The following is a 20,419-nucleotide window of genomic DNA, read 5'->3' on the forward strand; positions in this document are numbered from 1 at the left end:
GAAATCGAGTAGCCACTACCCGTGTGCCCCGAGAGCCAAATACTTAAAGTTACAGAGTCACCCAGGCCGGGCGTGCTGGAGCGACATCGTCCTCCTGCGATGGAGGAACCACGGTCGGGCCGGCGGCGGACAGCCTCCTGAGACCGGGCTGATCCCCAGCCCGCCGTCGGCCCTCCCTGGGAACCTTGACCGAGCCTTACTGGATTGGTCACCAGGCCCGGATGAGGGTTTTTAGGATATTTCGTGCCTTCTTCCGCGATCCAGCGTATGGTTATGCCCTAATACGCATGATGCTTAGTTTCCCTTTGCATCGGGCGTAAAAAGTTGGGAGCGGGAGGACACCCCGCTTCCCGAGACCTGTCGGGCTGGGACGACTCGCCGTTCTGACCTGCACCATGTAGTGGGGCGCTATGTTTGGGGTGCAAGGAGTCTGGCCACTTACTGGCCGGAACGATGAACTAACAGTGCTGCGGGAGGCTGTGGCACAACCGGGCTGCAGGGGTGCGGTTCTCACCGGCCCCGCAGGCATCGGCAAGACAGTACTGGCACGCCGGGCAGCCAGCGACGTCGAGGACGAATATGAGCTGATCTACCTTCGGGGCAGCGCCCTCACCGCCGACATGCCTTACGGCGCACTCAACTTTTTCCTGAGCGAGCTCGACGACGAGGCGGTCGATAACCCGCTGATTCTTCTGAGAAGTTTGCAGAACCTCTTCACCTCGCGGGCCGGGGGCAAAAGCACTCTGATCCTCGTCGACAACATCGAAGCCTTGGATAGCGCCTCGGCAATGGCCATTGCACACCTGGTCAGAAGTGATGCGGTCAAGGTGCTCCTCGTCTGTCAGACCCTTCAGGCTGCGCCAGAGGAGTTCAGCGACCTGTGGAAGGACGGGCTCATCCGCCGGGTCGACCTGGCGCCGTTATCCCTGGCCGATACAGCCGAACTGCTCACCGCAGGACTTGAAGCCCCGGTCTCCCGGTCTGTCGTTCTGGATACGTGGCACGCCAGCGGCGGTAATCCGCTGTTTCTTCAGGCCATCGGCCGGGAACAAGTGGATTCCGGGTACATCACCGTCCAGGAGGGAATCTGGGTGGCAGGCACCCACAGAGCACCTGATCCCGGGCGCACCATCACCGAACGGATCCTGTCCCGGCTCGCCCGCCTCACCCCCGATCAACGCAAAACTGCCGAGATTATCTCCATTGTCGGGGTCATGCCGCTGGAACTCCTCACCGAGTTCGCCGACGGAGCTGAGGTGGATGCCCTGATGGACACGGGGATCTTCCAGATCGAACAGTTGCAGCCGCCCATAGTTCGAGTTGGCATTGGGTTGATTGGCGATGTGATTCGACGGCAGGTCCCGATTGGACGGAGCAGGGAGCTCTTGCACCAGTTGGCAGCAGCTTCGCTGCAGCTGCCGATGCCGGCGTTGAGCCGGATGAACTACGCCGCCTGGTGCCTTGACTGTTCAATGGATATCGATCCGGGGCTGGCCATTGAAGCGGCGCAGCTCGCGAATCGGTACTTCAACCCGGAAGGGGCTCTCCGATTCCTCGGGGTCATCCCGCCCGACTTGGTGGGGGTCTCGGTGGTTATCGAGGAGGCTCGGGCGTACGGCGTTCAGGGGGACACCGCCCGTGCACTCGAAATCCTCGACAGGTTCGTTGGATCGGAGTGGGACCGATCCGATCTGGGAGAGTGGGTGGGGATGATGGTGCTCAAATGCCGTCTGCTGACCCGGGATCCTGTTCGCCACGTCGAGGTGGATGCCCTCCTCGACGATCTCCGCGAGCGGCTGACGCTGGAAGGACAGGCGGGGCGTAAAGACCTCGCTGGTCCGCTGGCCAAAATTGAATTGCTCGATGCCGAGCTGAGCGCATATAACGGCGACTACCCGGCAATGATTGAGCCCCTCGATGAACTGCTCAAGCAAAGCGACCTGGATGCCGACGTGCGTCACCAGCTGTGTGGGTGGCTCTCGGAAGCCCTCTGCATGACGGGTCGGCAGGACGACGCAATGCAGCTCAGCCGGCTGGTGTTGTCGCGGCTCGCCGACTCCGCCGCGGATCCGTTACTTTCCGAATCTGCCCAGGTGAGGCTGTTCTCGGTGATGCTGATGTCTGGCCAATGGGAGCGGTGCCTCTCCATGCTGAACGATCATGCTGAATTGCCGCTGGCCGGAATTTACGACGGCGCCTCCCTCGAACTGGCCGAAGGCTGCCTCTATGCCTATGCCGGACGGGGTCCCGAGGCACTCGGGAAACTGCTTCCCGCCCTCAGCCAACTCAGGATCCGCGACCACCAGGAATTTTTGTCCCTGGCGGAAGCTGCCACCGCCTACGCCTATGCGCTCAGCGGGGACGCCTACCTATCCATGTCCCATCTCGCTGGGGTTGATCTGACCTCCCGTCGGTATGATTGGCACACCAGCAGGACGACCAGATATTTCGCGGTCCTGGCATCAACGGCAACCCGGGATCCGCTCGATGCGGCTCGGGAGATGCTCCGCCTCGCCGACGAGGACCGGGCCGAGGGGAACCTTGGGCACGAATTGTTCTTCCTCTGCCAGGCGGTCCAGCTCGGACTGACCGAGGTTGCAGAGCGGCTCGCAACCAGCGGAATGGATGGCCAGGGAGCCTACGCTCAGATCTGTGCGCTGTATGGCAAAGGGGTTGCGTCAGGAGACACCGACCAAATCCTCAAAGCCGCGACCCTGGCCGCCGACGTCGGCAACCGCCGGCTGGCTTCCGACGCGGCCGGTCTCGTGCAGCGGCTGACCCTCGACAACCCGGGCGATGGGGAACGGCGTGCCGCTGTCGCGGCGGACGGGGTGCTCCGCGTGATCGGGCGCGGGAGCGGGGAACTGCGCCAGCGTGTCCTTGACAAGCTTACCGAAAGGGAGCGGAGCATCGCATCCCTCGTTGCCGATGGATCCAGTAACCGGGATATTGCCTCACTGTTAACCCTCTCCATCCGAACTGTCGAGGGACACATGTATCAGGTCTATGCGAAGCTGGGTGTATCCAACCGCAGCCAGTTGAAGATGATCCTTGAGTAGTCACGAGGTAACCGAAGGGCTCGCCCCTGCCTCGGTCGGCTCTGCCTCGGTCGGCCTGGTCGGCAGGCAATCCTTAATCAGCGACATTCTCGAAAAATTATCCAAGCCGCAACATCATGGTGCCATAGTAGTGGGCGATCCGGGTCTGGGAAAGACTGCCCTGTCGCGGGCCCTCGCCGACGCATTGGCCGACGGGATCACTGTGGTGCAGGTGTCGGCGCAGCCTTCCCTGAGAAAAATCCCGTTCGGTGCGCTGGCCCCGTACCTGACAGACCTTTCAGTTACCGACGCCGGATCGCCCGTTGCCATCTACCGCGCCCTGATGCGGCATCTAGGTCAGCAAAAGGATGGCTCGCCAGCCCCCCTGTTCATTGTTGACGACGCCCACGACCTCGATGACAGTACGAGTGTCCTACTGGCGCAACTCATCGCTACCCGACGTGCCCGGGCACTGGTGCTCGCCCGCCCAACGCCCGGGCCGCCATCGGAATTACTGGCTCTCTGGCACGACGGGATATTGAACCGGTACGACCTCGAACCGCTCAGCCGACAGGAAATCCATGAGCTGTGTGTAAGGGAACTTGGAGATCAGATTCTCGCGAGCGTGAGTGCACTCCTCAGCAAGACCTCCGCAGGTAATCCCATGTTTCTGCTGGCGTTGCTGCACCCAGATGCTCGTTCAAAATACCTGGTACAACGCAATGGAGTGTGGTGTCCGTCCGGAAATCGGCCCGGGATCGACCTACGCCTCACCGACCTCATTCAGGGTCAACTTCGTGGACGGACAACAGCCGAGCTGGAGACCCTCGAAACCGTGGCCCTCGCTGAACCCGTGGCACTCAGCGTCCTGCGGGATATCTGCGAGCCGCACGCCGTAGACACGCTGATTGATGCCCAGTTCCTGGCCGTCTCCCCGGGTTCCGACAGCCGGGTGGCTTTGGTGCACTCACTTTATGGCGAGGTCCTCCGCGCGCAGGTACCGATCGGACGAAGCACGGCTATCCGCAGGCGCCTGCTGAAGCTCTCAGAAGACCAGACCGAGTCCATCGAAGGTTTTCTCCGGTGGGTTTCCTGGGGTCTTGATTGCGGCGCCGTGCTCGATGACGCGACGCTGCTCAAGGCAGCGATCGTCGCCAACCGCTTGTTCGACCCGGCCTTTGCCATCCGGGCCGCCCGTGTCGTGAAGGCGCCGGAACTAAAATCGCGGGCACTGGTCGAAATTGCCCACGCCCGCCTGACCCGCGGAGACTTCGACTACGCCCGCGAGCTGGTTGACGAGGCCCTCCTGAACTGTGGCAGCCTCAGGATAGCGAAGGAAGCAACCCTGCTTTCAATAGACCTACGGATGAGGTCAGGAACCAACCCACGAGAGATCCAGAACGACGTCGATCGATGGGCCGAGACCATCGACCGGATCGAGCGGGAGCGGAAGGGCCTTTCCACCGAGTCGGTTTCCATTTCCCGGATGGGCTGCCGACTCCTGTCCTGCTTCGTGTTAAACCTCGAAGGCCGGTACCGCGAATCGGAAACGCCGCTTCGTGAGATCAGAGCAGAGCCAAACGGTACTGACGAAACCCGGTTGGCTGCCCTCGCACTGCTCGGTGAGGCACTTGGATCGACCGGTCGGTCTCGGGAGGGGGCCGCGGCAACCTCCGAAGGACTCGCGATCATTGCGGCGAATGGTCACCGCTTTTTGCGCCATGAGGGATTTGTTATCACCAGACACGGCATGTCTCTGATTCGCGGCGGTCAGTTCACCGAGGTGGATACGTTACTTGCGGCCTATTCGCAGGCCGCGGATGGCGGGATGGTGTATTTCGGTGGAATGCTCGAATTTTTTGAGGGCATTGTCGCCCTGCGCCAAGGCAGGATGCGGACCGCCCGAAAACGCCTCATGCTCGCTGTTGAGGGATTTCGTGAGTCGGACGTTGCTCAGCTCCTGACCATGTCCACGGGCATGGCTGCCTATGCCTGCGCCATGGCCGGCGACACCACAGGTGCCCGGCACTATTCTGCCGAGTTTGCTTCGCTGCCGCCCCGCGGTTCGCTCCAGGCCCGGCTCCAGGGCCGGATCCACGCGGTGGCCAGCGAAGCGAAGTTCAGAGGCGCCGCCGCCAGCATCTCCGAGCTCTCGCTGATTGGCGACGAGGCAATTTCAGCTGGCATGACCACCCTCGCTGCATCCGCCTTCGAACTGGCGGTCCGCCTGGGCGACTCACACTCCCTTGCTCCGCTTCAGCGAATCACCAGTGAGTTCGAAGGAAATGACGGTGCCGTTGTGAACGCCATGGCGGGCGCTATGCTGGCCAAAGATACTGCTGCTCTTGAAGCGGCGGCGCAGCAAGCCCTGAGCGGCGGTTACCTCCTGATTGCTGCTGAATGTTTGGGCATGGCTATCAACTTACTCGTCCAGCAGGGACAGTCCCGACGCTCGCATGCGTTGCAGTCCACCCTGAACGCCGTGGTTGAGAAACTCGAGGGTATGCAAGGCCAGCAGTTTTCGGAAGAACTGTCAGCCACCAAATTGACCCAACGTGAACAGGACATCGTCCGCCTAGCTTCCCAGGGCCACTCGAACCGTGACATCGCCGCACTGCATGGCGTCTCGGTTCGAACGGTCGAGGGCCATCTTTACCGGATTTTTGCCAAGCTGGGCATCAGTCGCCGCGATGACCTGCAGGACCTTTTCCAGGCCTGAGAGCACCTACCTGGGCTCTGCCCATCGGATGCGCGTAGCATCTCCTCCTTCGTCGAGTATTACCCGAATCGGGCACGCGCATTCGAGTAGTACTACCCGTCCTAATTCAAGTAGCCTCCACTCGTGTCCGCGGTACAGCTGATTCATAGGCTTGCCCCGAAAGCAGTTCTAGGGCACTTATGAAGCGGGTCTCGAAATGTCGATCAACTTAACCTGCGTTGCAAATCGCCGGTCCACAGGAGCTACACCTTCCCATCTCCCCTCAGGTAGCGGAACAACGGTCGATTCAGACCACCGGGTTCCGTTCTGGACGCAGCTGCGAACCAGCCGGTCGCTTTCTGCACCGGCATTGGGCCTCAGCTCTGAGATACGTCCTCCCCATTCGGAGCCGGCGACGTCGGAGCCTTCCGAGACCAAGGCTCGTCCCCAGCCGTCGTCGGCTCCCTGCACGGAGCGGGACCGCCGCGCCGCCACCGTCCGCCGGATCGGGGTCTGACGTGTATCAGACCCAGGAACAGGCCCTCAGGTTCCCGTTCCCCTCCGTCTCGCGGCGCACCAGGGTCCGGGCAGCCGCCGTCTCGGGCGTACCCTGGCGGCAGCGCTACCAGATGTCCCTGCGGGTTACGGATACCCTGATCGTCCTGACTGTCGTACTGATCAGCACAGACTGGATTCTGAAAAGTATGGCCAGCGTGGCTGCCACCGCCGAGACGGTGACCTTCGCCGTCGCCGTCTGCGGTGGCTGGTTGATCATGCTGTCGATGTTCAGGACCCGGGACCCCCGACTGATCGGCTTTGGCGCACCCGAGTACAAGCGCATCGTCCAGGCTAGCGCCGCAACGTTCAGCTGGATGGCCGTCGCCGTCGTGCTGCTTGGCGCCAACGACTTCCGCAACTTCCTCATCGTCACCCTCCCGGCAGGGCTCATCGGGCTGTTGGGTACCCGGTGGATCTGGCGGAACTGGCTCATGCGGCAACGTCAGTTCGGGCTCTTTCTTTCGAAAGTGATAGTGGTGGGCCGGCACGATGACGTGCAGTACGTCGTCGGGCAGCTGGCCAAGAAAACCGGGGCCGTCTACGACGTCGTAGGCACAGTGCTGGAGGGCCGGGATCGATCCCGGCTCATCCACGCGGGGGACCGGCTTGTCCCGGTGGTCTACGGGCTGAGTAACGTCGAGAGATCGGTTGCGGACACCGGAGCCGACGCGGTGATCGTCGCCGGACACCTGCACAAGGGAAGCAAATACATCAGGGAGCTCGGCTGGCGGCTGGAACGCACCGCCACCGAACTTGTGCTGGCATCGACGCTTACCAACGTGGCTGGTCCCCGGATTCAGATGAGGCCAGTCGACGGCCTGCCCCTGATGCATGTGGAAATGCCCCAGTTCACTGGTGGACGGCACGTGGTTAAGCGTGTGATGGATGTGATCGTGTCGCTCTCAGCGCTGATCTTCCTGGCACCAGTTTTTGCCGTCGTCGCCATCCTGATTAGGCGTGACGGACCGGGACCGGTGCTCTTCAAGCAGAACCGCGTCGGCCGGTCGTCTGCCGAGTTCCCGATGTACAAGTTCCGGTCCATGGTGACCACAGCCGAAGAGGACCTGGGGGCGCTGAGGGAGCGTAACGAAGGCAATGGGGTCCTGTTCAAATTACGCGACGACCCGCGGGTGACCACCGTGGGACGTTGGCTACGCAAGTACTCAATCGATGAACTGCCGCAGCTCTACAACGTGTTGCGGGGGGAAATGGCTTTGGTGGGACCCCGGCCTCCCCTTCCCAGCGAGGTGTCCGGGTACGCCGGGCACACCCACCGCCGGCTCTTTATCAAACCAGGACTGACAGGACTGTGGCAGATCAGCGGACGGTCCGACCTCGACTGGGACGAGAGCGTCCGCCTGGACCTTTACTACGTCGAGAACTGGTCGGTCATGGGGGATTTGATGATCATGTGGCGGACTTTCAAAGTGTTAGTCAAACCGACGGGGGCTTACTGATGGCTTACGACACGACAGGCAAACAAGACGTCCAGGGGATCCGCATCGGCTATGCGGCAGGCGCTTTCGACCTGTTCCATGTGGGACACCTGAACATTCTCCGCCAGGCAAAGTCGCGGTGCGACTTCCTCATCGCAGGTGTGGTTTCCGATGACATCCTCGCTGAGACGAAGGGCCACCGTCCGGTCATTCCGCTCACCGAACGAATGGAAATTGTCGAGAACATCGGGCTGGTGGACCGGGTGTGCGCCGAAACGGTGCCGGACAGGATGGCCGTCTGGGATCAGCTCAGGTTCAACATCTTCTTCAAAGGGGACGACTGGAAGGGTACCGAACGTGCTCGCCGGCTGGAAGAGCAGTTCGCGGCACGAAACGTGGCTGTCGTCTACTTCCCCTACACCGTCCACACCTCCAGTACTGCCCTCCGGCTAGCACTGGAGAACCTCAACCTGAACCGGGATCGCCACGAATATCCACTGTTGAATGGGACCAACTAATGCTGAAATCACTGAACAATCCGCTGGGCTCGCAGCGAATGAGACCGCTCAGCATCGCGCTGATCGGTACCCGCGGGGTACCTGCCCGTTACGGTGGGTTTGAAACCTGCATCGAGGAAGTGGGCAGTCGCCTCGCAACGATGGGGCATGACGTCACCGTCTACTGCCGCCCCGTAACCCCTGCGGACGCCGACGTGCAGGAACATCTCGGCATGCGGCTGGTTCACCTGCCCTCCCTCAAGAAACGGTCCCTGGAAACGTTGAGTCACACCGGGCTGTCGGTGGGTCACCTTTTCCGGCACCGGACGGACGTCGCGATCGTCTTTAACGCGGCCAACGCCCCGTGGCTTCCGGTGATCCGCGCGGCCGGAATCCCGGTAGCTACCCATGTGGATGGTCTGGAATGGAAGCGTGCCAAGTGGGGAAAAGCTGGAAAGCGGTACTATCGAGCCGTCGAAGCGCTCGCCGTACGCTGGTCCGACGCCCTGATCGCCGACGCCGTTGGTATCCAGACCTACTACCGCGAACGCTTCAACGCCTCCACCGAATACATTGCCTACGGAGCTCCGCTCCTTGACGGCCCGAGTAGTGACAAGGTCGCTGAGCTCGGCCTGGAACCCGGCAGCTACCACCTGGTGGTCGCACGGTTTGAGCCAGAGAACCATGTGCACCTGATTGTCGACGGCTACCGAAAGAGTTCGGCCCACTTGCCGCTTGTCGTTGTGGGCACGGCACCCTACGCCGACTCCTACATCAGTAAAGTCCACTCACTCGCTGATGAACGGGTCCGCTTCCTCGGAGGAGTCTGGGATCAGGAACTGCTCGACCAGCTTTACGCACACGCGCGGGTGTACTGGCACGGTCACTCAGTGGGCGGAACCAACCCGTCACTGCTCCGGGCGATCGGGGCGGGCGCAGCGACCAACGCCTACCAGGTGGACTTCAACTCGGAGGTGCTGGGAGCGGCGGGCCGCTACTTCGCCGACAGCGACGACGTCACACGGCTGATGCATGCTGCGGAACGGGATGCACTGGACTGTGAACGCCGGGGACGGCTCGCACGGCAGGCCGCCGAACGCTATGACTGGGACGAGGTCGCGGAACGCTACGAAAAGCTGTGCTATTCGCTGGCCCGGACCCCCGCCCTCCGCCGCGCCCCACGCAGGCAGGCCGCCGGAAGTCCTCGAATTGTCTTGGCAGCACCCAAGGTGGTGGCCTCATGAGCCAGACCCTCGCGGAGTCCCGCCCCACGACCGGCAGCTATCGCCAAACGGTGCTGTCTCTCGCCGCCGCGCAAAAAGCAGCCGCACCGGGAGCGCCTCCCTATTCGATCTACATCAACCGACGGGCGGGACGCTACCTGGCTGCCGCCTGCCACCGTGCAGGGCTGACGCCGAACGCCGTCAGCGCTGTCAGCGCAGCATTTACCTTCACCGGCATTGGGATGCTTGCGTTCGGTACTCCATCGTGGGGGCTGGGCTTTGCGGTCTGGCTATGCCTGGCCGTCGGGTATGCATTCGACGCCGCCGACGGACAGGTTGCACGGCTGCGAGGTGGCGGCTCGCTGTCAGGCGAATGGCTCGACCACGTTGTGGACAGCGCAAAACTTTCCAGCATCCATCTTGCAGTGTTGGTCGTCGCCTACCGGGGATTCGAGCTGTCCACCCCGCTGTGGCTGCTTGTTCCACTGGCCTTCTGCGTTGTTGCAGCGGTTTCCTTTTTCTCCATGATCCTCAACGATCACCTCAAGGAAATCCACACCCTCAAGACGGGAACACTTCCCGATAAAGGATCAGGGTCCCGGCTCAAATCGCTCCTCCTGATTCCCACCGACTACGGTTTCCTGTGCCTCACCTTCATCCTCCTGGGTGCACCAGCCGCCTTCATGGCCCTGTACACGGTGGTCTTTGCCGCAAATCTGGGGCATCTGATGCTGGCATCCATCAAATGGTTCAGGGACATGGGTCGGCTCGATGCCACCACGCGTGCCGCCCACAACACCCAACCCGGGCCCGGCACGCCCTCGTTACAGGAAGGTCTGTGCAGTGAGTAATCCGGTAGAGAGCGGTCAGCCTGAGGAGGGAACCCGTTCCGGTACCCTCCGTAAGGTCGCTGCCGGGGTGCTCGTCTGCGCCCTGGCCCTGGCCCTGGGAATCGGCTACCTGCTAGCCAATCGGCCGGGAACCGACGCCACCGCAAACAGCACACCCACTCCGGCAGCTACCAGCTCGCCTCACAGCACTGGATCCGCACCCGGGACAGCCTCCGAAGAGTCGGCCGAGCCCACCCCGACTGAACCAGTAACCGAGGAAGAGCCGACCACGGCCGCGGCGTCGGACGAAGGTTCGGCACCCGCTGCAGTCCCAGCCGAGGAAGAGGCTGCCGAGGAAGCGCCAGCTGAGGAAGATACTACTGAGGAAGCGCCAGCTGAGGAAGAGGCTGCTGAGGAAGAGGCTGCTGAAGAAGCGCCAGCTGAGGAAGATACTGCCGAAGCAGATGAGCCGACGGCGTCAGATGCTGAGCTCGCCGCCATTGAGCAGCCCGTCTCGGAACCAGTCGACCTTGAGGAGCCGGCAGTAGTCGCCGATGGAATCTCCGCAAAGATCACCACCATGGAGTCAATCGAGGCGGAGGCGTTCGGGATTGGTGAGATCGCCGGGCCGGCCTTGAGGTTTGTAATCACTGTTGAAAATACAACGGGTGAAGCTGTGACACTGAGTAACTCAGTGGTGAACGTCGAATATGGCCCTGAGCGGCTGCCAGCCGTCCAGCTCACGGGATCCGACGCCACCGTTTTCCCGGCAACCGTTGATGCGGGCGGATCCGTCTCAGCCACCCTTGTCTTTTCAATTCCCGTTGACCAACGGGACCAAGTACGGATTCTTCTAAACATGGAGGCGTCCTCACCCATTGCTGCATTCGAAGGTGCAGCACCAGGCGAAGAAGGTTAGTCGTGAAAGCACATTTGCCGCGCCGCGCGACGCGGGGTCCGGGCCAGGCACACGAGGCACAGGCAGGAAGCGGCCGGGGTGGGACACCGCGGACGCGCAGCCTCACGGCGGCGCTATGCTCACTGGCGGTAGCGGTATCGCTGGTGTTTGTGGGGGCTCCGCCCGTATTGGCGGATAGCGCACCCCTCGACCCGGCCAATCCGGCGAGCCCACCTACTGTAACCGCCGATGCCCTACCAACAGTCCAAATCGATGGGGTGGTGTGGCAACAGACCATCGTCGGCAACACCGTCTACGTTGCTGGCAGCTTCACGACTGCGCGGCCCGCTGGCTCCCCGGTGGGGGTGAACACTGTGGTGCGCAACAATATTCTCGCTTACGACATCCGCACCGGAACGTTGATCGATTCCTTTGCGCCGGACCTTAACGGCCAGGCCACAGCGATTGCCTCCTCTCCGGATGGCTCACGAATTTACGTCGGGGGATCTTTTACCGCCGTCAATGGTGCAACGGTATGGCGGGTCGCGGCCCTGGACCCCATCAACGGTCGTCTGCTGACCAACTTCGTACCCAAGATGGACGCGTCGGTGCGAGCCATTGTGGCAACCAACGACACCGTGTATTTGGGGGGGCTTTTCACCGGGGTGGGCACGGTCGTCCGGTCGAGGCTTGCCGCCTTCAGGGCCAGCGACGGGGCCCTCCTCGACTGGGCGCCAGTAACCGACAGCGGTCAGGTCAATGGTCTGGCCCTTTCACCGGACGGGACCAAAATGGTTGTCGGCGGTTCGTTCACCACTCTCAACGGGTCAGACCGCCCAGGCTACGGTTTGGGGGCAGTGGACATCACGACAGGCCTATCCTTGCCGTTTCCGATCAACGACATTGTGCGCAACGGCGGTCCGAGCGGGTCCATCACCAGTCTCGCATCCGACTCCACAAACGTGTACGGGTCCGGCTACACCTTCGGGCGGCAGAGTACCCATGAGGGTGTTTTTTCGGTGAAATGGTCGGACTTCTCCACCGAGTGGATCCAGGATTGCCATGGGGACACCTATTCCGTCTACCCGATGGGAAACGTCATCTATGCAGCGGGCCACGCCCATTACTGCGGGAACATCGGCGGATTTCCGCAGGAAGCGCCATGGCAGTTCAACCGTGCCCTGGCCTTCAGCAAGAGTGCCACGGGGAAGGTGACTGATGAGGCCTACGGGTACACCAACTTCGAGGGGAATCCCTCCCCAACGTTGCTCAACTGGTTCCCTGCCATCCTGGACGGACGGTATACCGGTCAAAATCAGGGCGCCTGGTCGGTCACCGGAAACACGCAGTACATGACATACGGCGGCGAATTCCCCTCCGTCAACGGGATTGCGCAGCAGGGCCTTGTGCGTTTCGCAGTCAAGGAAATCGCACCGAATAAGCGCGGCCCGCGCGTGACCGGAACCAACTTCAACCCCACCCTGGTGTCAACTGCGCCCGGTACGGTGCGGGTGCGGTGGCAGGCCAACTGGGACCAGGACAACAAGAACCTCACCTACCAGGTCCGCAGGGACACGGTGGTGATCCGGACGCTGTCGCAGGAATCGACGTTCTGGGAACGGCCCGGCATGACCTTCGTCGACACGGGGTTGGTACCGGGGCGCCAGTATGGCTACCGTATTTTTGCCACCGATCCTGCGGGCAATGAAGTCCGTTCGGATACGGTGACCGTCACAGTGGCCTCTGAGGAGTCTCCGCCGAGCGCGTATCACCAGACCGTCAAACGGGACGGACCACTGAATAGTTGGCGGCTTGGTGAACCCGCCGGCCCAACCGGATTCGACTCATCGGGTGCGGATGACCTTGCGGCGTCGGCCGGGGTGGCTTTTGGTACTGCCGGGGCACTCAGCGGAGACGTAAATAAGGGCGTGACCCTCAACGGAACCACCAGTGGGATCCTCGCTAACCCCACCCGGGCAAAGCGGCCCAACACATTCAGTACCGAAGCGTGGATCCGGACCAGTACTACCACCGGCGGCAAAATTATCGGCTTCGGCGACGCGTTGAACACGTTGTCAGCTGTGGTGGACCGTCACGTCTATATGGACAACATGGGCAGGATCTTCTTCGGGGTGGCTCCAAAGGGGATACGGTCGACCGTCAACAGCACCGCGAGGTACAACGATGGAAAGTGGCACCACGTGGTGGCAACCCTGGGCTCCAACGGAATGCAGCTCTACATAGACGGAGTGCGTGCCGCCGGGCGGGACACGCCTACCACTGGTAGATCAGTCGACGGGTACTGGCGGGTAGGTGGCGACAATCTGGCGGGATGGGCATCAATTCCGACCAGTAGGTATTTCCAGGGCGATATCGATGAAGTGGCAATCTACCCCACGGCACTGAGCGCCAGTGCAGTCAAGACCCATTACGACGCCGGAACGACCGGCGTGCTGCTGAACGCGCCCCCCACCGCCGCCTTTACTCCCTCCGTCAACGGATTGCAGCTGACGGTTGATGGGTCAGGATCGGCTGACGGGGATGGGACGGTCAATTCTTACGCGTGGGACTTCGGCGATGGCAGTACCGGCACCGGCGTCAACGCTTCCCACGGGTACGTGGCAGCAGGGACCTACGCTGTCAGGCTGACAGTCACTGACGATGACGGGGCCACGCACAGCATCACTAAGGATGTCACTGTGGTTGCGGCGCCAGCGAATGTGGCGCCGGTTGCTGCGTTCTCTTCGACGGTTGATGGTTTGAGTGTTGCGGTGGACGGTTCGGGGTCGAGTGACTCCGATGGGACGATTGCCGGGTATGCGTGGGACTTCGGTGATGGTGGCACGGGTACTGGGGCGAGGGCGTCGCATGCCTATGGTGCGGCGGGAACCTATCCGGTGCGGCTGACTGTTACCGATGACGACGGAGCGACTCACAGCACGACCAAGGACGTCACGGTGGCTTCGCCTCCTGCGGGGAACGGTGTGTTGGCAGCGGATACGTTCAGCAGGACGGTTTCCTCGGGCTTTGGAACTGCTGAGCAGGGCGGTGCGTGGACCCTGTCAGGGTCGGCTTCGTTGTTCTCGGTGGCGAACGGTGTCGGTTCGATCCGGATCGGTTCGGCTGGATCGGGTCCGTCCGCGTACCTGAACTCGGTGTCCTCTGCCAATTCCGAATCGTCGGTGAAGTTTGGTTTGGACAAGGTCGGCAGCGGTGGCGGGACGTTCCTCTACCTGGTGGGGCGTAAAGTCTCGACTGCGGAATACCGCGGCAAGGTCTGGGTGTCCTCGACGGGCACTGTGACGCTTGATGCGACCCGTGTTGTCAACGGCGTGATGACTACTCTTGCAACCCAAAGTGTTGCCGGGCTTCGTCTCGCGGCGGGGGAGCAGTTGCAGGTACGGCTGCAGGTCACTGGAACGTCGCCGACCACGATCAGGGCGAAGGTGTGGAAGGTGGGAACTACTGAGCCGGTGGCCTGGATGGTTAGTGCGACAGACAGCACTGCGGCTCTGCAGGCTCCGGGGAGTGCAGCCTTGCTGACCTATCTTTCGGGTTCAGCAACGAACGCGCCGGTCACCGCCACCTTCGACGACCTCGCCATCACCACGGTGGGCGCGGGCGATCCCCCGGCGCCAGCGAATGTGGCGCCGGTTGCTGCGTTCTCTTCGACGGTTGATGGTTTGAGTGTTGCGGTGGACGGTTCGGGGTCGAGTGACTCCGATGGGACGATTGCCGGGTATGCGTGGGACTTCGGTGATGGTGGCACGGGTACTGGGGCGAGGGCGTCGCATGCCTATGGTGCGGCGGGAACCTATCCGGTGCGGCTGACTGTTACCGATGACGACGGAGCGACTCACAGCACGACCAAGGACGTCACGGTGGCTTCGCCTCCTGCGGGGAACGGTGTGTTGGCAGCGGATACGTTCAGCAGGACGGTTTCCTCGGGCTTTGGAACTGCTGAGCAGGGCGGTGCGTGGACCCTGTCAGGGTCGGCTTCGTTGTTCTCGGTGGCGAACGGTGTCGGTTCGATCCGGATCGGTTCGGCTGGATCGGGTCCGTCCGCGTACCTGAACTCGGTGTCCTCTGCCAATTCCGAATCGTCGGTGAAGTTTGGTTTGGACAAGGTCGGCAGCGGTGGCGGGACGTTCCTCTACCTGGTGGGGCGTAAAGTCTCGACTGCGGAATACCGCGGCAAGGTCTGGGTGTCCTCGACGGGCACTGTGACGCTTGATGCGACCCGTGTTGTCAACGGCGTGATGACTACTCTTGCAACCCAAAGTGTTGCCGGGCTTCGTCTCGCGGCGGGGGAGCAGTTGCAGGTACGGCTGCAGGTCACTGGAACGTCGCCGACCACGATCAGGGCGAAGGTGTGGAAGGTGGGAACTACTGAGCCGGTGGCCTGGATGGTTAGTGCGACAGACAGCACTGCGGCTCTGCAGGCTCCGGGGAGTGCAGCCTTGCTGACCTATCTTTCGGGTTCAGCAACGAACGCGCCGGTCACCGCCACCTTCGACGACCTCGCCATCACGACGCTGCCGTAATAAGATATGTCCTGCCGGGTTCTACCCAATGGGCGGAACCCGGCGGCGTCGGAAAGGACCCGATGAACACCGAACTGCCCGCGCGCACAGACCCGCCGACGAGAGTCCGCCTGCTTTTGCGGGCGCTTCGGAAGGGCGCGCGGCGGTTGCGGAACATCCTGCTCTGGTGCTATCTGGCTGTCCGGAACGTCGTCGTTCGAGAGAAAATAACAGGGTCAACGCCGGTAGTCGTCTCGATCACCACCTACGGACGACGTATCGACGCCGCTGCCATAGCCATCGAATCGATTGCGAGGGGTAACACCAAGCCGTCACGGATCATTCTCTGGCTCGACGACCCGGCACGCCATGCCTCGCGGCCCGCAGCCCTGCGCCGGCTCGAAGCCCGAGGCCTTGAAGTCCTCCTGACCAGCAATCTGGGCCCCCACACGAAATACTTCCCCTACGTCCAGTCAGTGCAGGATCATAGATTTCCGTTGGTCACCGCCGACGACGACATCATGTACCCGATCAATTGGCTCAGACGGCTGCATCTCGCGTACCTGGACCACCCCACCAGCATCAATTGCCATTGGGCTAGCAGAATCCTGCTAGGGGACGGCAGCGTCCGGAGCTATCACACCTGGCCGAACTGCTCGGATACCCGGGCGGATTTCTCGAACGTCGCGCTGGGCGTGTCGGGTGTTATTTACCCGCCGGCCATGCTTGAGGAGCTCGCCAAACGAGGTACTGCCTTCCTGGACCTCAGTCCGACGGCCGACGACATTTGGCTCCACTGGGTTGCGTTACAGGCCGGATATCCGGCGCGCCAGATTTCCCCAACCCCACGCCATTTCGGCCTGATACCTGGAACGCAGGAAGAGGCACTCATGAAGTCCAATAATGTCGAAGGGTCCGGCAACGATGCGTGGATCCGGGGATTGTATTCGGCAAGCGACCGCCTGAAAATTGGCGGCTCTGCCCCCGTTGCGCCCGCGTCCGCCGTCAGCGACGCCCACGGGCTGTCACAGGATCTGGTGCCGGCTCCAGCCGGTGACAGGCCCTATCTACCAGTGGGTCCAATGCTCGACTAAGGCAGTTCCATTATGACCGACCACTCACCGTCAAGGGGGGAAACGGTCCTCCGCACCGTCGCCGCCCAACTCAAGTTTCAGGTCAAGCTCACCAGTCAGGCCGCCATTGCGGCAGTCTTATGTGTGCTACTTGCCCTGTCGGCCGCCGTCGTCGGCGGTCCCGCTCAGGCGGATTCCGCGCCAGCGAACCCGCAGAATCCCGCTACTCCGGTCACCGTCTCGTCCGATGCCCTCCCGACAGCGCAGATCAACGGCGTCGCCTGGCAGCAGGCAATCATTGGAAATGTGGTTTACGTGGCGGGAAGGTTCACCACCGCGCGACCTTCGGGTGCCGCCCCCAACACGTCCACGGTTTCGCGGAACAACATTCTCGCCTACAACCTGACCACGGGCGCATTACTAGGATCATTTGCACCGAACCTCAACGGTCAGGCACTGACCATCTCCGCAGCGCCCGATGGATCCCGCATCTACGTTGGGGGCGATTTCACCACGGTCAACGGAACCTCCCGGCTGCGGGCGGTGGCACTCAACCCCGCCACAGGATCCGTGATCTCAAGTTTCAACCCACGGATGGGTGGTTCGGTTCGAGCGATCGCCGCAACAAATGACACGGTATATCTTGGCGGCACCTTCGGCTCTGTGGGGTCGGTTGCCCGCTCTCGGCTAGCTGCAGTTCGGGCGTCCGATGGGGCACTTCTTCCGTGGAATCCCAACGCCAATGAGCGGGTGAACGCCCTGGTCATCTCACCGGACCGGTCTACGGTAGTCGTAGGTGGGGCCTTCACTACCCTCAACGGCTCGTCCCGGCCCGGCTACGGCTTGGGACGGGTAAACGCAACCACCGGTGCCTCCATGGCGCTGGGCGTCAATAACATTATCCGCAATGCTGGCACCGACTCGGCGATCCTCTCCCTGTCCTCGGACGGCACCAGTTTTTACGGCACCGGCTACATCTTCGGAACGGGTGGAAACCTAGAGGGCGCCTTCGCCGGAAACTGGGCCGACGGTAACCTCAAATGGGTCGAAGACTGCCACGGGGACACTTACGGAGTGTGGGCGTCGTCAACCGCCGTATATACGGCAGGTCATGCCCATTACTGTGGCAACATCGGGGGATTCCCACAGACGGAACCGCGGACGTGGTGGCGTGCGATCGCCTTTTCCAAAGCGGCAACCCGAACCGCTACCGCCGACATCTACGGTTATCCGAGCTTCACGGGTAAGCCCGCCCCCGAACTGCTCACCTGGTTTCCACAGCTGGATACCGGCACCGTGACGGGCCAGTCACAGGGACCTTGGACCGTGACTGGCACTGAACAATACGTGGCGATGGCCGGGGAGTTCCGCAACGTCAATGGCAGGCCCCAACAGGGGCTGGTCCGGTTTACTGTCCCTGGGATAGCTCCCAACGTTGATGGACCACGGGTGTCCGGCACCCCCACTAATCCGGCGCTAACCTATTTGCGTGCCGGTGAGGTGCGGGTGCGATGGCAGACAAACTGGGATAGGGACAATCAAAACCTTTCCTATCGGGTTATCCGCGACGGCAACACTGCTGCGCCAGTTCATCACAGCGTCCGACAGTCCACCTTTTGGAACCGCCCATTCGTCGAATTCACTGATACTGGGCTGCCAGCAGGAAACCACAACTACCGCATTCTCGCCAGCGATCCGTTCGGCAACACGGTCGGATCGGGGACCGTCAGCGTCAACGTGCCGGTAGGCGGCGGCTCGCCAGCCAATGCGTCGCCTACCGCTGCATATACGCACACCGTCAATGGGCTCGCCATCACCGTCGACGGGTCCGGTTCCACCGACCCGGACGGTACTATCGCCGGGTACACCTGGAACTTCGGCGACGGGACCACCGCAACGGGGGTCACTGCAACCCGCACCTACAGCGCGGCTGGCACCTACTCCGTCGGGCTGACGGTGACGGACGACGACGCCGCGACAGCAACAGTTGGACGACAGGTAACCGTGTCAACGGATCCTCCACCGCCCGAGGAAGCACTCGCCCGAGACACGTTTACGCGGAACGTGGCGTCGGGTCTCGGTGCAGCAGACCAGGGCGGCGCCTGGTCCCTTGGGGGTTCGGCCTCTCTTTTTTCGGTCGCAAACGGGGAAGGAATCATGAACCTTGATCGCGCTGGGGCAGGGCCGTCGGCGAGCCTCAATGCTGTCCTATCCACCCGAGCCGACACCAGCGTTCAGGTGGCGCTGTCGAAGCTGGGCACGGGTAGCGGCACCTATCTCTGGCTTGCCGGACGGACGGTCGGCGGATCGGCGCGGTACCAGGCGAAGGTTCATATCTCCGCAAACGGCGCCCTCCGGCTGGAGGCAACCCGCACCGCCGCAGGGACCGAGACTTCGCTAGCCTCCAGCCCCGTTCCAGACATCCAGTATGCGGCAGGTCAACAGTTGCAGGTACGGGTGCGTGTTGTTGGGCTATCCCCGACTGTCATCAGCGCGAAAGTGTGGCGGGTAGGAGCCATCGAGCCGGCCGGTTGGCTGGTGACGGCAACGGATTCGACTGCCGCCCTGCAGGCTTCGGGTGGGATCGGACTCTTTACCTATCTGTCGAGTGGTGCGGGTAATGCGCCGCTGCTGGTTAGATTCGACAACCTGATCAGCGACCAGGTGCCCTAACGGGTTGCGGTCGGCTGCCCGCGCCGGTACTCCCGGTACACGTAACCGGCCGCCCCCAACATCATTCCCGCACCCCGTGCCATGGTGCGCTGTCCTCTCGCCCGATGTGCCATTGAACGGGTCGCGACCCCCAAAATACAACCCACACACCCGCCGGTAAGCCGGAGAAGTCCGGCCGCAAACAATTGCAGGCGTCGGTAGAACCGGTGGGACCGTCTGCCCGTCACCAGTTCGAGGCTGACCCGACTCCAGCTGTTACCGCTGCTGAACGCACGGCGTAGGACCCAAGAGCGGGTAAGCCGTTGGACGGGTACACGGTCCATGACGATGGCTTCATCGCACCAGACCATCCTGCCACCCTGCTGGTGGAGGAGCCGGGTGAACAGTGTGTCTTCGCCGCCCAGCAGACCGAACTCGCGGTTGAAGTCGAGCCCCAGTTTTCGGACCTGTCTAAGATCCAGCAGCAAATTATTGGTTGCCGCGACGGCAACGGCAGTGCCCGTAGGCATTCTGCGGCGGAGGAAGAATTCTCCGGCAGTGATCCACGGCTCGGGTGGGTGGGCGTATTCGGAGATTACCGGACCGACGACGCCGGCTGCACCGCTTGAGCGCTGAACCTCCAGCAAAAGGGTCAGCCAACCAGGGGTGGGTCGCTCGTCGTCGTCGATGAACGCAAGCATACTGAAGCCAGCCGCCTCCTTCAGGGCTCGGCTACGTGCTGCGGCGATGCCAGGTTCAGGTTCGTGGACATAGCGTACGAGACCTCCGTCATATTGGCGGACCAGCTCGCGGGCACCCGCATCAGGGTCGTTGTCCACCACAAGGACGGCTGCCGGGATGGTGGTAGACCGTGCCTGTGAGACGAGCTCAGGCAGAGTAGCGGCGAGGTCGTCCGGCCTACGGTACGTCAATATCGCTATGACGACGGAGTCTGCGTCAGAGTCTGCCATGGTGTCCTTTCTGGGGGAATCA

The 20,419-nt window shown here is 62.2% G+C and carries 11 protein-coding genes; 10 read left to right on the forward strand and 1 reads right to left on the reverse strand.

The window, feature by feature from the left end; genetic code table 11:
• The first annotated feature begins 410 nt into the window (after positions 1-410).
• The 10 genes from ACX80A_RS09170 (at position 411) to ACX80A_RS09215 (ending at position 19,447) form a co-directional block, all read left to right on the forward strand.
• The gene (locus ACX80A_RS09170; RefSeq protein ID WP_459259396.1) at positions 411-3,059 is read left to right on the forward strand and encodes a LuxR C-terminal-related transcriptional regulator; all 2,649 of its coding nucleotides are present in this window, start codon (positions 411-413) and stop codon (positions 3,057-3,059) included.
• Complete coding sequence (locus ACX80A_RS09175) at positions 3,052-5,757, forward strand: LuxR C-terminal-related transcriptional regulator (RefSeq protein ID WP_459259397.1); 2,706 nt, start codon at positions 3,052-3,054, stop codon at positions 5,755-5,757. The genes ACX80A_RS09170 and ACX80A_RS09175 overlap by 8 nt, the downstream gene beginning before the upstream one ends.
• Positions 5,758-6,254: 497 nt before the next feature.
• Positions 6,255-7,751: a sugar transferase gene (locus ACX80A_RS09180; protein ID WP_459259398.1), complete on the forward strand. Its 1,497-nt coding sequence runs from the start codon at positions 6,255-6,257 to the stop codon at positions 7,749-7,751.
• Positions 7,751-8,248: an adenylyltransferase/cytidyltransferase family protein gene (locus tag ACX80A_RS09185; RefSeq protein ID WP_459259399.1), complete on the forward strand. Its 498-nt coding sequence runs from the start codon at positions 7,751-7,753 to the stop codon at positions 8,246-8,248. Before ACX80A_RS09180 ends, ACX80A_RS09185 begins: the two co-directional genes overlap by 1 nt.
• The gene (locus ACX80A_RS09190) at positions 8,248-9,471 is read left to right on the forward strand and encodes a DUF1972 domain-containing protein (RefSeq protein WP_459259400.1); all 1,224 of its coding nucleotides are present in this window, start codon (positions 8,248-8,250) and stop codon (positions 9,469-9,471) included. The genes ACX80A_RS09185 and ACX80A_RS09190 overlap by 1 nt, the downstream gene beginning before the upstream one ends.
• A complete protein-coding gene (locus ACX80A_RS09195; RefSeq protein WP_459259401.1) occupies positions 9,468-10,301 on the forward strand; it encodes a CDP-alcohol phosphatidyltransferase family protein in 834 nt (277 codons plus the stop codon). The genes ACX80A_RS09190 and ACX80A_RS09195 overlap by 4 nt, the downstream gene beginning before the upstream one ends.
• Positions 10,294-11,199, forward strand: coding sequence for a hypothetical protein (locus tag ACX80A_RS09200; protein WP_459259402.1), 906 nt, complete (start codon positions 10,294-10,296; stop codon positions 11,197-11,199). The genes ACX80A_RS09195 and ACX80A_RS09200 overlap by 8 nt, the downstream gene beginning before the upstream one ends.
• Before the next feature lie 2 nt (positions 11,200-11,201).
• Positions 11,202-15,722, forward strand: a complete 4,521-nt coding sequence (locus ACX80A_RS09205; RefSeq protein WP_459259403.1) for a PKD domain-containing protein — start codon at positions 11,202-11,204, stop codon at positions 15,720-15,722.
• A 62-nt stretch (positions 15,723-15,784) separates the two neighbouring features.
• Positions 15,785-16,795 (forward strand): hypothetical protein, encoded by a 1,011-nt coding sequence (locus ACX80A_RS09210; RefSeq protein ID WP_459259404.1) that lies wholly within the window; start codon positions 15,785-15,787, stop codon positions 16,793-16,795.
• Between the two features lie 12 nt (positions 16,796-16,807).
• Positions 16,808-19,447: a PKD domain-containing protein gene (locus ACX80A_RS09215; RefSeq protein WP_459259405.1), complete on the forward strand. Its 2,640-nt coding sequence runs from the start codon at positions 16,808-16,810 to the stop codon at positions 19,445-19,447.
• On the opposite strand, the gene ACX80A_RS09220 is transcribed toward ACX80A_RS09215, so the two are convergent.
• Positions 19,444-20,397 (reverse strand): glycosyltransferase family 2 protein, encoded by a 954-nt coding sequence (locus tag ACX80A_RS09220; RefSeq protein WP_459259406.1) that lies wholly within the window; start codon positions 20,395-20,397, stop codon positions 19,444-19,446. The two genes, ACX80A_RS09215 and ACX80A_RS09220, sit on opposite strands and share 4 nt — an antisense overlap.
• Positions 20,398-20,419 lie beyond the last annotated feature (22 nt).

This window comes from Arthrobacter sp. TMN-50 (assembly GCF_054511125.1).